Source organism: Paraburkholderia steynii, assembly GCF_900100565.1.
In the GTDB taxonomy this organism is placed as follows: Bacteria; Pseudomonadota; Gammaproteobacteria; order Burkholderiales; family Burkholderiaceae; genus Paraburkholderia; species Paraburkholderia terrae.
In genome coordinates, this window is sequence record NZ_FNDI01000001.1 from 262,803 (window position 1) to 276,428 (window position 13,626).

A 13,626-nucleotide genomic window follows, 5' to 3' on the forward strand; every position below is an offset into this window, starting at 1 on the left:
GCCGCGGCGTTCCAGTTATCAGTGTTTGCGCGCGCCCGTCGACGCGCCGGAAGACGATTGAACGGCGGCGGCTCCGCCGTCCGGCCCGCGCATGAAGCGGAAGAAATCGTTGCTCGAGTCGACGACCATCACGTCGCCGGGTTTGAAGCTGTTCTTGTACGCCTGCATGCTTTGGTAGAACTGATAGAACTGCGGGTCGCTGCCATACGCCTCGGCGGCAATCGACGCAGCCTTGCCGTCGCCCTCGCCCTTGGTCGCCTGCGCCTGCTTGTAGGCGTCGGCGAGGACGGCCTGCTGCTGTTGCGCGGCATCCGCCTTGATCCGGTCCGCTTCGGCTGCGCCGTCCGCGCGCTCCTGATTGGCCACCTGCTGGCGCGCGGCAATCATCCGCTTGTAGACGGAATCGGCCATTGCAGCCGGGAAATCGAGCCGCGTGAACTGCACGTCGACGACGTCGACCCCCAGCGACGCCGCGCCCTTCTGCATGCCATCGCGCGCCTGAGTCGCGATCGCGTCCTGCTTCGCGAGCGCGTCGGTCAGCGTGTATTTCGAGAACGCGTCGCCGAGCGCGCCGCGCGTGAGCAGCGCGAGCCGGTCAGGCAGGCTCTGCACGTCGCCCTTGGTTTCCGTGACGAGCTTCACGGGATCGGACACGCGGAATTTGACGACGGGATTCACCAGCAGATCCGTTTTATCGGACGTGGCGTAACGGTCTTCGTCGGGTGCATCCATCGACTGGATGCGCGTGTCCACCGATGTCACCGTCTGCAGCGGCGGCGGCAGCTTCACGTGCAGGCCGGGGCCCGCGAGCGTGGGCGCGGCGTCGCCGCGCGCGGAGACGACAGCCATATGCCGCGGATCAACGACGAATACCATCGACGACGCTGCGAACAGCACGATCACGACGGCCACGACGAGCGCAACGATTTTGTTCATGTTCGCGCTCCTTATTGCAGATCGTCTTCGCGGCCGCGGCTGCGGAACGAATCACGCGAACGGAAGGCGTCGCTTGCGGCGGCCGCCTGGCTGGCGCTGCTGACGGGCGCGGCGGGCGGCGTGATGATCGTGGGCGTGTTGCCGCCCTGCGCCGCCGCTTGTGTACCCTGAGCACTCTGTGCATTTTGTGCGGGCTGCGCCGCAGATGCGGCACTGGCCGCAGCCGATTCGGCCACGCGCTGACGCGTCTGCTCGACGAGCTTGTCGAGCGGCAGGTACAGCACATTGCTGCCCGACTTGCTGTCGACGAACACCTTCGTCGTGTTCGAGTAGATTTGCTGCATCGTTTCCAGGTACATGCGTTCGCGAATCACGGCAGGCGCCTTCGAATACTGCGCATAGACTTCCTTGAAGCGCTCGGCATCGCCTTGCGCCTGCGCGACGACGCGGTCGCTATAGGTCTTCGCATCATCGATCATGCGCTCGGCTTCCGCCTTCGTGCGCGGCAGCAATTCGTTCGCGTAGGCTTGCGCGTCGCGCTTTGCGCGCTCACGGTCCTGACGCGCCTTTGCGGCGTCGTCGAACGCGGACTGCACCTGATCGGGCGGCTGCACGCTCTGGATCGTCACGCCCGTGACGGCGAGCCCCGTGTGATATTCGTCCAGGGAATGCTGGATGGCTTCCGTCAGTTGCGCGCGGATGGCCTCGCGATCTTGATAGAGGATGTCGTTCGTGCTGCGCGAGCCGACGATCTCCCGCACGGCCGCCTGCGCGGCCTGCGTGACGCTTTGATCAGGATCTGCGCTGCGGAACAGATAGTCGGTCGGCTTGCGGATCTGGTACTGGACGGCAAAGCGCACGTCGACGATATCGGCGTCGTGCGTGAGCATCGACGCGTCCTTCACGTTCGCGAGACGCACCACGTTGTTGCGGCCGACCTCGACCGAGCGCACCTGGCCGACGTTGACGGTTTCATGGGATTCGAACGGATACGGCAGACGCCAATGCACGCCCTGCCCGACCGTTCCGCGCAACTGCCCCAGGCGCAGTACCACGGCCGCCTGGTTGTCCTGCACGACGAACACTCCGCTGCCGAGATAGATCGCAATCAGCACGCCGATGATGATGCCGACACCGATGCGCGCGCCGCGCCCGTTGTCCGGACGCGGACCGCCGCCGCTGCCGCCCTTGCGGCCGAACATACGCGACAGACGCCGGTTGAAGTCGCGCCACATTTCGTCGAGATCGGGCGGACCTTCGCTGTCCTTGCCGTTGGGCGGACGCTTGGAATCGTTCAGACGCTGGCGATCGCCATTGCCTTCGCCCCGGCCCCAGCGCGGGTCGTTCAGCGACAACATGCCGCGCAGACGCAGCCAGATACTCCGCTCGTTGTAATCGTTCACCTGTGTTCGTTCACCAGAGTAGACAGCGGGTCAATGCAATTGGAACGGGTCAGCGCCCGTGTCTGGGATCTTGCGGTCTTCGCGGTGGTCTTCGCCTTCATCATCGCGTTGCTCTTGATGAAATGCCGCCGCTTCCGGGCCTCCCTCCGACAGTAGACCGTCAGACTCCGGCAGATGTTCGGCAGTTGCGATTTCGGCGATGGCAGCGCGCAGTGTGTCCAGCCCTTGCCCCGTGCGCGCGCTCAAAAAGACGCGCGAAATATTACCATACTCGTCCCGCTCGACCGCGTCGCCCCGGGCCGCCAGTTCAGGCACGGCGTCGATCTTGTTGAACACGAGCACCTGCCGGATCGTATCGGCGCCGATCTCGCGCAGCACGTCGTTGACCTGATCGATCTGATCGAGCCGCACCGCGCTCGACGCATCGACCACATGCAACAGCAGATCAGCGTGAATGGTTTCCTCGAGCGTGGCGCGGAAAGCGGCCACCAGTTGGTGAGGCAATTCGCGGATGAATCCTACGGTGTCCGAGACGACGATCTGCCCGACCTCTTCGCCGAGATACACGCGGCGGGAAGTGGTGTCGAGCGTGGCGAACAATTGGTCCGCGGCGTAGGCCTGGGCCTTGGTCAGCGCGTTGAACAGCGTCGACTTGCCCGCGTTCGTATAGCCGACCAGCGACACCGACATCGTGCGATTGCGCGCCCGCGCGCGCCGCTGCGTGCCGTGCTGGCGGCGCAGCTTTTCGAGCCGCACCTTGAGCATCTTGATGCGCTCGCCGATCAGCCGGCGGTCGGTTTCGAGCTGCGTTTCACCGGGGCCGCGCAGGCCGATACCGCCCTTTTGCCGCTCAAGGTGGGTCCACGCGCGAATCAGCCGCGTGGCGAGGTATTGCAATTGCGCGAGTTCGACTTGCAGCTTGCCTTCGTGACTGCGCGCGCGTTGCGCGAAGATATCGAGGATCAGGCTGGTGCGATCGACCACACGTCTGTTAAGCGTACGCTCCAGATTGCGCTGCTGTGCCGGCGCAAGTGCGTGGTTGAAGATGACGATGTCGATGTCGTTCGCCTCGCACGCGAGGCGCAACTCTTCGGCCTTGCCGCTGCCGACGAACATCGCGGCATCGGGACTGGAACGGCGACCGGTGAGGGTGACGGCTGGATGGGCACCCGCGCTTTGCGCGAGCAGGCTGAGTTCTTCGAGACTGGCTTCGAAATCGATCTTACCGAAGTCGATGCCGACAAGCGCTGCGTTGATCAAATTGGTCGATGTCAAAATGAAGCGGCCGGGCTGTGTCGCCTGCGGACGACGCTCGACCGGCCGCGACGAGAGGTTAGGACGATTCGGAATCCGGGTGGAAATTCACCGGACGGGCAGGCACGACAGTCGAGATAGCGTGCTTGTAGACCATCTGGGTCACCGTATTCCGGAGCAACACGACGTACTGGTCGAACGATTCAATGTTCCCTTGAAGCTTGATGCCGTTGACCAGATAGATCGAGACCGGCACGTGCTCTTTACGCAGTGCGTTCAAAAACGGGTCTTGTAACAATTGCCCTTTGTTGCTCATAGCAAACTCCGTGTTTTTTTGCAGGTTGACTTTATTGCCGGCGAAGAAAAAGAAATCCGCCGTCAATCGCTACACTATAGCCGATTTTTATTGACCAGCGCTTTGCCTGGCCGTTCGGCCAGGACCCAATGTACATGCGGGTTTCAGGCCGGATTTCAAGCCATCAACCGGCCTGCGTCGAACGCCTGTATCAGCCCTTGTCCGCGTACGGATTCGTCGTCGAACGAAACTCTATTCGCAATGGAGTGCCCGTCAGCCCGAAAGTTTCCCGGAAGCGGTTTTCAAGGTAGCGCTTGTACGTATCGGTCACGGCGTCGAGCGCGTTGCCGTGAATGACGATGATCGGCGGATTTTGTCCCCCTTGGTGCGCGTAGCGCAGTTTTGGACGCACAGGACCGCGGCGGCGCGGCTGCTGGAACTCGACGGCTTCGATCAGCGCGCGCGTGAGCTTCGGCGTCGGCAGCTTCGTCATCGCAGCCTTGTAGGCGTCGTCGACAGAGCGCATCAGCGGGCCGATGCCCGTCTTTTCCGCTGCAGAAATGAAGTGGAACTTCGCGAACTCGAGGAATTTTAGCTTGCGCTGAAGATCCGCCTTGGTGCGCTCACGCACATGCGGGTCGAGCCCATCCCACTTGTTCACGCCGACCACGAGCGCCCGGCCCTGCTCGACGACGAAGCCCGCGATATGCGCGTCCTGCTCCGAGATGTCCTGGCGTGCGTCGAGCAGCAGGATCACGACGTTGGCGTCGGAAATCGACTGCAGCGTCTTCACGACCGAGAATTTTTCGATCGCCTCGAACACCTTACCGCGTTTGCGCAGGCCAGCCGTATCGATCAGCGTGTATTTCTTGCCTTGCCGTTCGAAGTCGACGTAAATCGAGTCGCGCGTCGTGCCCGGCATGTCGAACGCGATCACGCGGTCTTCGCCGATCAGCGTGTTGACGAGCGTCGACTTGCCGACGTTCGGCCGCCCGACGATCGCGATCTTCACACCATGCTGCGCCTTCTCCTCGTCGCTCTCTTCCGGCTGGCCGGCGTACGCGGCGTCGAGCGCCTCGTTGATCATTTCCGTCACGCCGTCGCCGTGCGCAGCGGAAATCGCACGCGGGTCGCCGAGGCCCAGCTCGTAGAAGTCAGCGGCCACCGACGAGTATTTCATCCCCTCGGCCTTGTTGACGACGAGGAAAATTGGCCGACCCGTCTTGCGCAGATAGTCGGCGATCGACTTGTCTTGTGGCGCAAGGCCGTTGCGGCCGTCGACGATGAACACGACGATGTCGGATTCCTCGACGGCCTGGCGCGTCTGGCGCGCCATCTCATGCAGAATGCCGTCCTTTGCGACGGGTTCGAAGCCGCCCGTGTCGACGACGAGATACGGGCGCTCACCGCCGACGCGGCCTTCACCGTAGTGACGGTCGCGTGTAAGACCGGGCAAATCGGCAACGAGCGCATCGCGCGAACGCGTGAGCCGGTTGAACAGCGTGGATTTCCCCACATTGGGGCGCCCGACGAGGGCAATAACGGGTTTCATCAGATCTTGTTCACAGTGAGGCGCGGCATCGAACGGTCGACTTGCCGCGCTGGCAACGCCATGCGGCCGTTGCACGGCTGCGTTTGACGAAAATTATCACGAATTTGACCCAATTCGAACGCGCGGAGCTTGCGCATGCGAACGGATTTCAGGTTGGCTGCCTGCGTGGGTCCGCCCAGTGGCGCGTGCGACCCGATCGGCGCCACCTGGATCGCGCGTGATGACGCGACGCGTGCCGGATGACCGCCCGTGCAGCCCGACTGGCGGTCCCGATGATGTGGGGCGGCATGCTACTTCCGCGCTCGTCTCGATCAGAATCGGGACGCCATCAAAAAAAGTGCGGCCGGCAAAGCCGGCCTGGATTCACCGCACGACGCGCCGTCCACGACGCGCCGCGCAGCCCAACTACGTTTTAACGCGGACGGAAACCGTACAGATCGCCGTCGTGCGTCTGCACGATCAGCGTGTCGCCCGCCAGCACGGGCGCAGCCGTGATCGCGCTGCCGTCCGTCTTCGCGCGGGCGACAAACGTGCCGTCGTCGCGCGACAGGAAATGCACGTAGCCCTGATAGTCGCCGACCACGGCGGCGTGACCAAGCAGCATCGGCACGCTGACGTCACGGCTCTTCAGCTGGTCGTTGCGCCACAGTTGCTTGCCCGTGTTGGCGTCGAACGCCGACACGATTGCCCAGTCGTCGCCCGCAACCACGACACGGTCGTCCTGAGCGAGACCGCTCGTGCTCGAGAATGCCTTTTCCCACAGCGCACGGCCCGAGTTGGCGTCGAAGCAGCCAAGCTGACCCTGGAACGTGACCGCGCAGGTTTCGGCGCCGATCAGCGTGGGCGGGCCCGTCACGTCGTTGATACGCTCGACTTCCGTCACGCCCTTCGGATACGACACAGGCGTCGTCCAGTATGCGTCACCCGTCTGCAGGTTGATCGCCGCAAACTGGCCGCCGGGGAAACCGGCGAGCACGGCCTGGTCGCCCGCGAACGTCATGCCCGACGATACGCGCAGATTCAGCGGCACCGCGCGGTTGCGATAGTTCCACTTCTGTTCGCCCGTTTGCGCGTTGAACGCGGTGATCTGACCGTCCACCGTACGTACGACGACGAGGCCGTTGCCGACCAGCGGCGGCGACAGGATTTCGCCCGGCGCAAGGCCCTTCCACGACAGCTTGCCGCTCTGGTCAAGCACAAACACTTCACCCTTCAGGCCACCAACTGCCGTCAGCGTGCCGTCCGTGCCGACGCCGGCCGACAGGTCGCCGTCGACCTTCGTGCGCCACAGATCCTTCCCCGTCTTGGCATCGATCTTCGCGACCGAGCCGTTCGCGCCCGCCGCATACACGGCGTCGCCGACCGTCACGGGCGAGAACATATAGCGTCCGGCCTTGCCGACGCTGGACGTCCACACCTGCTGCACGTCGAGCACGGGTTTGAACTCGGTGAGCGGCGTAGGCACGCGGCGCTCGTCTTTCGACGATGAGCAGGCCGTCAGAGCAAGCACGGTCATCGCACAGGCAACGGGCACAGCGTAACGTTTCAGCAGATTCATCGGTGAACGAAGCATGTATGTTGTATTGATCAAAAATTGTCGGCGGACGTTGCAGCGGCGTGCAACGTTCAGCCGCCCAGCGCGTCGAGCTTGAACTGGATCAGTTGACGGGCCGAGGCATCGTTCTTCGGCAGCGAGTCGAGCGCGAGCTTGTAGGCGGCGCGTGCATCGTCGCGCTTGCCTTGCGCGGCGAGCAGGTCGCCGCGGCGATCCGCGACGACGCCCTTGAACGCGTCCGAAGGATCGTTCAGCAACGCGAGACCGGCGTCATAGGCTTTTTCATCGAGCAGCAGCGACGCGAGACGCAGCTTCGCAATCTGCTTGAATTCGTCGTCCTTCGCGTGGTCGACGGCCCATTGGAGCTGCGCTTTCGCGCCCGGTTCGTCGCCTGCCGCATACAGCGCCTTCGCGGCTGCGAGCGCCGTCATCTGCGCGTAAGCCGTGCCGCTGAACTTGTCTTCCATGTCGGTCGCGACGCGCGTGATGGCCGCCTTGTCCGTGCCCGCCGTGGCTTGCTGAACCTGGTCGTACAGCACGGCAGCTTCCGCTGCCTGATGACGCTGCCAGTAGTTCCAGCCGTTCCAGCCAGCGGCCGCAACGAGCGCGACCAGCACGATCCACGTGACGCCATTCCCCCACTGCGCCCACCATGCCTTCAGGCTTTCAAGCGACTCTTGTTCGTCGTGGTAACTCATCGCGACGCGTTTTCCTTTCCTGGTGCTTTATATGAATGGGGCCGCAACCGGTGCGGCCCGTCGAATGACGCCGCGATCAGTCGTCGCTGTCTTCGGTGGACGCAACCATCGCATTGATTAGATATTCGGTCAAGTCTTCGAGCGGCACCGTTTGTTGCTCGCTCTTTCCATCGCTTTGCGAGGTGTCGCGCAGTGCCTTCACGCCAGCCGTGCCGTTCGCGATCTCGTCTTCGCCGAGGATCACGGCGAATGCCGCGCCGCTTGCGTCCGCGCGCTTCATCTGCGACTTGAAGCTCGATGCCTGACCGTCAGGACTGCAATGCAGAATCACGTCGAGGCCCGTGTCACGCAGACGCTCGGCAACAATGAACGCTTGCTCGCGTGCCGCATCGCCCTGGTGCGCGACGTACACATCGCAGCCTTCTGCTTCGGGCACGAGCTTCTCTTCCTTCAGCAGCTCGAGAATGCGTTCGATACCCATCGCCCAGCCGCATGCCGCCGTCGGCTTGCCGCCGAGCTGCTCGATCAGCGGATCGTAGCGGCCGCCTGCCGCGACCGTACCTTGCGCGCCGAGCTTGTCGGTAACCCATTCGAACACGGTCAGATTGTAATAATCCAGACCGCGGACGAGACGCGGATTGATCGTGAACGGAATGTTGTTCGCCTTCAGGATGCGCTGCAGCCCTTCGAAGTGCGCGCGCGATTCCTCGCCGAGGAAATCGATCAGCTTCGGCGCGTTCTGCGCGACTTCCTGCATGGCCGGGTTCTTCGTATCCAGCACGCGCAGCGGATTCGTGTGCAGACGGCGCTTCGCGTCTTCGTCGAGCACGTCGAGGTGTTTCTCGAGATACGCGATCAGTTCGACGCGGTGCTTTGCACGCTCTTCCGCGAGACCCAGCGAGTTGATTTCGAGCTTGATGCCCGTCAGCCCGAGGTCGTCCCACAGACGCTGGCACATCAGGATGATTTCGGCGTCCGTGTCAGGGCCGGCGAAGCCGAGCGCCTCGACACCCACCTGATGGAACTGGCGGTAACGGCCACGCTGCGGACGCTCGTGACGGAACATCGGGCCGATGTACCACAGGCGCTTCGGGCCGTCGTACAGCATGTTGTGTTCGATCGATGCGCGCACCACGGCAGCCGTGTTCTCCGGACGCATCGTCAGGTTTTCGCCGTTCAGCGCGTCGGTGAAGCTGTACATCTCTTTCTCGACGATGTCGGTCACTTCGCCGATACCGCGCGTGAAGAGCTGCGTGTGCTCGACGATCGGCGTGCGGATATTCTGGTATCCGTACGAACGCAGCATCGACTTGACCGTCGATTCGAAAAACTCCCACAAGCCGGCGTCCTGCGGAAGGATGTCGTTCATGCCCTTCACGCCGGACAGCTTTTCGAGCTTCTGCTTCTTCTGTTCAGTCATCTGTCTACTTGACGATTGGATGTGGAGCGAATCAGTTCGTCGCTTCGGCGCGACCATAGGTGCGCTCGACGTAATCGCTCACGATCTGCTGGAATTCCTGCGCGATGTGTTCGCCGCGCAGCGTCTTGACCTTCACGCCGTCGATAAACACGGGCGCGGCCGGATTTTCTCCCGAGCCAGGCAGGCTGATACCGATGTTCGCGTGCTTGGACTCGCCCGGACCATTGACGATGCAACCCATCACGGCGACGTGCATCTTCTCGACGCCGGGGTACGTGTCGCGCCACATCGGCATTTGCGTGCGCAGATACGTCTGAATTTGCGATGCGAGTTCCTGGAACAGCGTGCTCGTCGTGCGGCCACAGCCGGGACATGCGATGACCATCGGCGTGAACGAGCGCAGGCCCATCGTCTGCAGGATTTCCTGGCCGACGATCACTTCGCCCGTGCGCGATGCGCCCGGTTCCGGCGTCAGCGAGATACGGATCGTGTCGCCGATACCCTGCTGCAGCAGCACGGAGAGCGCAGCCGTCGAAGCGACGATGCCCTTCGATCCCATGCCCGCTTCCGTCAGGCCGAGGTGCAGCGCGAAGTCGCAACGGCGCGCGAGTTCCTGGTAGACAGCGATCAGATCCTGCACGCCGCTTACCTTGCACGACAGGATGATCTTGTCGCGCCCAAGGCCGAGTTCGACAGCACGTTCCGCCGAGCCGATCGCCGACTGGATCAGCGCTTCGTACATCACGCTTTGCGCTTCCCACGGTTCGGCGCGCGTGGCGTTTTCGTCCATCATCCGTGCGAGCAGGTCCTGATCGAGGCTGCCCCAATTCACGCCGATGCGCACCGGCTTGTCGTACTTCGCAGCCGCTTCGATCATCTGCGCGAACTGCGTGTCGCGCTTCGCACCCTGGCCGACGTTGCCGGGATTGATCCGGTACTTCGACAGCGACTCCGCGCAGCCCGGATAGTCGCGCAGCAGCAGATGGCCGTTGTAGTGGAAATCGCCGACCAGCGGCACTGTGACGCCCATGCGGTCGAGTTGCTCGCGAACCGCAGGCACGGCGGCCGCTGCTTCCGGCGTGTTGACCGTGATACGGACGAGTTCCGAGCCAGCCTGCGCGAGTTCCTTGATCTGGATTGCCGTGCCGATCGCGTCTGCCGTATCGGTGTTCGTCATCGACTGCACGCGCACGGGCGCGTCGCCGCCGATCGTCACGAGCTGGCCGCCCCAACGGACGTCGACCGCATGTGAGCGGCGACGCGGCGCATGACCGCCGAACACCGGCACGGTCGAAACAATCTGACTGCTGGATTTCACTTGATCGGAGTGCATCGATAAACCCGCTTACGCCGCCTGCCCACGGCCCGGAATGTGTCCGGCCCCGTTGAGAAATACGGCGCGTGAATTGAAAAAGCGCCGCGGCCTCGAAGCCGCGACGCACACGATTGAACTGGTGTCAGGGCAGCGCGAAGCGTGCCACATTGCCCTTCGCCGACGCATATTTGGCCGGGTCGACCGGCTGGCCGTCCAGCGTGATCGAGTCCAGACCCGCCTTGTTGCCGACCGTCACCTTGAGCGGCGGCATCCCGCTGACTTCCTTGTTTTCACCCGCATGCACGAGTCCGGAGAATACTTCCTTGCCGTCCTTCTGGCGCACGCTGAACCAGCTGTCCTGCTTGACCGACAGCGCGACCGTCGACGAACCTTCCGGCGCGACCGGCGACTCGCTCGCCGACGCAGCCGCCGCGACGGCCGGCGCCGCGCTCGCGGCCTTCGGCGCCGGAGCAGCCGGCGTCGATGCCGATGCGACCGTCGATGCCGGCGCCACGCCTGCCATCGGAAGCGGCGTGGGCATCGGCGTCGCCGACGCGCCTTCAGCAGCCGCTTGCGTATCCGTTTGCGCCGCCGAATCCGACGCGCTGATTTCGCCCGTCACGGCCGAACCGCTTGCAGCCTGCGCTGCACTCGACGACGCCGTTTCCGTCGACGTCGCACTGCCGGCGATACCCTTCAGACGCGCAAGCCACGCAGTCGAGTCACCATTGTTGGTATGCCACATGGCGAGCGCGATCAGCACCACCACCGCGAGCGCGACGCCCCACATCCACGAACGGCGGCGCGGCGCACCGCCGCCAAGCGACAGCGATACTTTCCCGCGCGGCAGATCGGTGCCCGCCGACGCCGGCATGGTCAGCGCAGGTTCCGGCACGCCCTTTTCGCGGCGCAGCGCCTGCGTCATCGGGGCGGGATCGGCACCCACCATTTTCGCGTAGCTGCGCAAGACGCCCAGCGCGAACGTGGTGTCCGGCAACTGGGTGAGATCGCCTGCTTCGAGCCCGCGCAGCTTGCCCGGCGAAACCTTCAGGCGCGCGGACACGTCCTCGACCGACCAGCCTTTTGACTCGCGCAACTGCGCGAGCCGCGCGCCGACGGCGCCCAGCGAGTCGAACCCGGTCGGCACGGCTGCCGGCACGGCCGCCGGCAGCGGTCGATCCGAATGCGTATCCATGTCGTGCGGTTGCGGGTGCTGCGGCTCACTCATCCCAAATCCTTTCGCGTCGATTCTTTTATCACTCATGCGAAGGGGCGGCATTTCGCCTTGCCCGGTTTCGCAGACCGTTTATAACAAAATGTGCGGCTGTGCGTGCCGCTTCCGATCGCTTTTGCAAACTTTCTTTTCACTTCACCCGACACGGCGCACCCGAAGAGGCAGCTTGCGGGCATGCCGCCCCTTTTCGCCTGTCGCGGACCTTACACGGCGCGGACTTCGATGACCTTCGACTTGCCGGTGCGCTCGGCCAGGCGCGTGCGGTCCTTGACCGCGCCCGCCAGCTGACCGCAGGCAGCGTCGATATCGTCGCCGCGCGTCTTGCGAACTGTCGTGACGACCCCTGCGTCGATCAACACTTGCGCGAAACGCTTGATCTGCTCGTTTTTCGAGCGAAACAGCCCCGATTCCGGGAACGGATTGAACGGAATCAGGTTGAATTTGCACGGCACGTCGCGCGTGACGGCCAGCAACTCGCGTGCGTGCGCCTCGCTGTCGTTCACGCCGTCGAGCATGCAGTATTCGAATGTGATGAAGTCACGCGGCGCGACTTTCAGATACCGCTGGCATGCGGCCATCAGCTCGCGCAGCGGATACTTCTTGTTGAGCGGCACCAGCACGTCGCGCAGCGCGTCGTTCGGCGCGTGCAGCGAAACGGCGAGCGCCACGGGTAGATCGGCGCCGAGCCGGTCCATCATCGGCACGACGCCCGAAGTGGACAGCGTGACGCGCCGGCGCGACAGGCCGTAGGCGTTGTCGTCGAGCATCAGGCGCATGGCGGGCACAACGGCGTCGTAATTGAGCAGCGGCTCGCCCATGCCCATCATCACGACGTTCGTGACGACGCGCTCGCCCTTACCCTCACCGCCCGTCGCGCGCCCACCGGCCGCGCCGAGCGATGCACGCAGCGCAAATTCGGCCATGCGAAGCTGGCCGATGATTTCGCCCGTGCTGAGATTGCGTGAGAAACCTTGCTTGCCCGTCGAACAGAAACGACAGTTGACGGCGCACCCCGCCTGCGACGACACGCACAGCGTGCCACGTGTTTCTTCAGGGATGAAGACGGTTTCAACGGCGTTGCCGTTGCCGACGTCGACGAGCCACTTGCGTGTGCCGTCGGTGGAAATATGGTCGCTGACGATGGGCGGCATCGTGATGGACGCACGCCCTTTCAGCTTTTCGCGCAAGGACTTCGCGAGATCGGTCATCCCGTCGAAGTCGGCAGCGTTGTACTGGTGTAGCCAGCGCTGCAATTGCTTGGCGCGAAACGGCTTCTCGCCGAGGCTGTCGCAATACGCGACGAGGCCAGCGGCGTCGAGATCGAGAAGGTTGACGGTGGGACTGCTCGTCATATCGAATCCTGCCATTCAGTGCGAGACTGCGTTCATGCAACAAGCTGCATGAACGCGTATGCCGCTCGCGCCCGCTCCTGCTGCTATTACTGCTGTCTTACGAAGCGCTTAGCGCGAGTAGACGTTGACTTCCGGGAAGAAGAACGCGATTTCGCCGCGTGCCGTTTCCACTGCGTCCGAGCCATGGACTGCGTTTGCGTCGATGCTATCGGCGAAGTCAGCACGGATCGTGCCCTTGTCGGCCTTCTTCGGATCCGTTGCACCCATCAGGTCGCGATTCTTCAGGATGGCGCCTTCGCCTTCCAGAACTTGAACCTGCACCGGGCCGGAGATCATGAATTCAACCAGATCCTTGAAGAACGGACGCTCTGCATGCACAGCGTAGAACTTCTCCGCGTCAGCGCGCGACAGATGAACCATGCGCGATGCCACGATCTTCAGGCCAGCGTTTTCGAAGCGGCTGTAGATCTGGCCGATCACGTTCTTGGCCACTGCGTCCGGCTTGATAATCGACAGGGTGCGTTCGATCGCCATAAAAACTCCAGAAAATTAAGAGGTTACAGATTTAAATGAATCCGCTATTGTAGCATGTTCCAGTGTATGATTGCGATT

Annotated in this window: 12 protein-coding genes; all 12 read right to left on the reverse strand. The window is 63.3% G+C overall.

Translation table 11 applies throughout. From position 1 onward, the window contains the following. Positions 1–18 precede the first annotated feature (18 nt). The 12 genes from hflC to ndk all read right to left on the reverse strand — a co-directional run bounded on the left by hflC (position 19) and on the right by ndk (position 13,548). The gene (gene hflC, locus BLT65_RS01205) at positions 19–936 is read right to left on the reverse strand and encodes a protease modulator HflC (protein WP_091774174.1); all 918 of its coding nucleotides are present in this window, start codon (positions 934–936) and stop codon (positions 19–21) included. A gap of 11 nt (positions 937–947) precedes the next feature. Further along, positions 948–2,339, reverse strand: coding sequence for an FtsH protease activity modulator HflK (gene hflK, locus BLT65_RS01210; protein WP_091774176.1), 1,392 nt, complete (start codon positions 2,337–2,339; stop codon positions 948–950). 30 nt (positions 2,340–2,369) lie between these two features. Further along, the gene (gene hflX, locus BLT65_RS01215) at positions 2,370–3,614 is read right to left on the reverse strand and encodes a GTPase HflX (RefSeq protein WP_081920877.1); all 1,245 of its coding nucleotides are present in this window, start codon (positions 3,612–3,614) and stop codon (positions 2,370–2,372) included. 58 nt (positions 3,615–3,672) lie between these two features. Continuing rightward, the gene (gene hfq / locus BLT65_RS01220) at positions 3,673–3,909 is read right to left on the reverse strand and encodes an RNA chaperone Hfq (protein WP_007580427.1); all 237 of its coding nucleotides are present in this window, start codon (positions 3,907–3,909) and stop codon (positions 3,673–3,675) included. A gap of 190 nt (positions 3,910–4,099) precedes the next feature. Continuing rightward, a complete protein-coding gene (gene der, locus BLT65_RS01225; protein ID WP_042307129.1) occupies positions 4,100–5,440 on the reverse strand; it encodes a ribosome biogenesis GTPase Der in 1,341 nt (446 codons plus the stop codon). Between the two features lie 412 nt (positions 5,441–5,852). Continuing rightward, positions 5,853–6,998 (reverse strand): outer membrane protein assembly factor BamB, encoded by a 1,146-nt coding sequence (bamB, locus tag BLT65_RS01235; protein WP_042307125.1) that lies wholly within the window; start codon positions 6,996–6,998, stop codon positions 5,853–5,855. Positions 6,999–7,066: 68 nt separating this feature from the next. Next, positions 7,067–7,693, reverse strand: coding sequence for a YfgM family protein (locus BLT65_RS01240; protein WP_042307123.1), 627 nt, complete (start codon positions 7,691–7,693; stop codon positions 7,067–7,069). Positions 7,694–7,769: 76 nt separating this feature from the next. After that, a complete protein-coding gene (hisS, locus tag BLT65_RS01245) occupies positions 7,770–9,113 on the reverse strand; it encodes a histidine--tRNA ligase (protein ID WP_091774178.1) in 1,344 nt (447 codons plus the stop codon). Positions 9,114–9,144: 31 nt separating this feature from the next. After that, on the reverse strand, positions 9,145–10,446 hold the full coding sequence (gene ispG, locus BLT65_RS01250; protein WP_091774180.1) for a flavodoxin-dependent (E)-4-hydroxy-3-methylbut-2-enyl-diphosphate synthase: 1,302 nt from the start codon (positions 10,444–10,446) through the stop codon (positions 9,145–9,147). A gap of 124 nt (positions 10,447–10,570) precedes the next feature. Beyond that, positions 10,571–11,656: a helix-turn-helix domain-containing protein gene (locus BLT65_RS01255; RefSeq protein ID WP_091774182.1), complete on the reverse strand. Its 1,086-nt coding sequence runs from the start codon at positions 11,654–11,656 to the stop codon at positions 10,571–10,573. A 209-nt stretch (positions 11,657–11,865) separates the two neighbouring features. After that, entirely contained in the window at positions 11,866–13,014 is a 1,149-nt protein-coding gene (rlmN, locus tag BLT65_RS01260) for a dual-specificity RNA methyltransferase RlmN (RefSeq protein ID WP_042307117.1), read from the reverse strand. Positions 13,015–13,122: 108 nt separating this feature from the next. Beyond that, entirely contained in the window at positions 13,123–13,548 is a 426-nt protein-coding gene (gene ndk, locus BLT65_RS01265; RefSeq protein WP_007580409.1) for a nucleoside-diphosphate kinase, read from the reverse strand. Between the last annotated feature and the right edge of the window lie 78 nt (positions 13,549–13,626).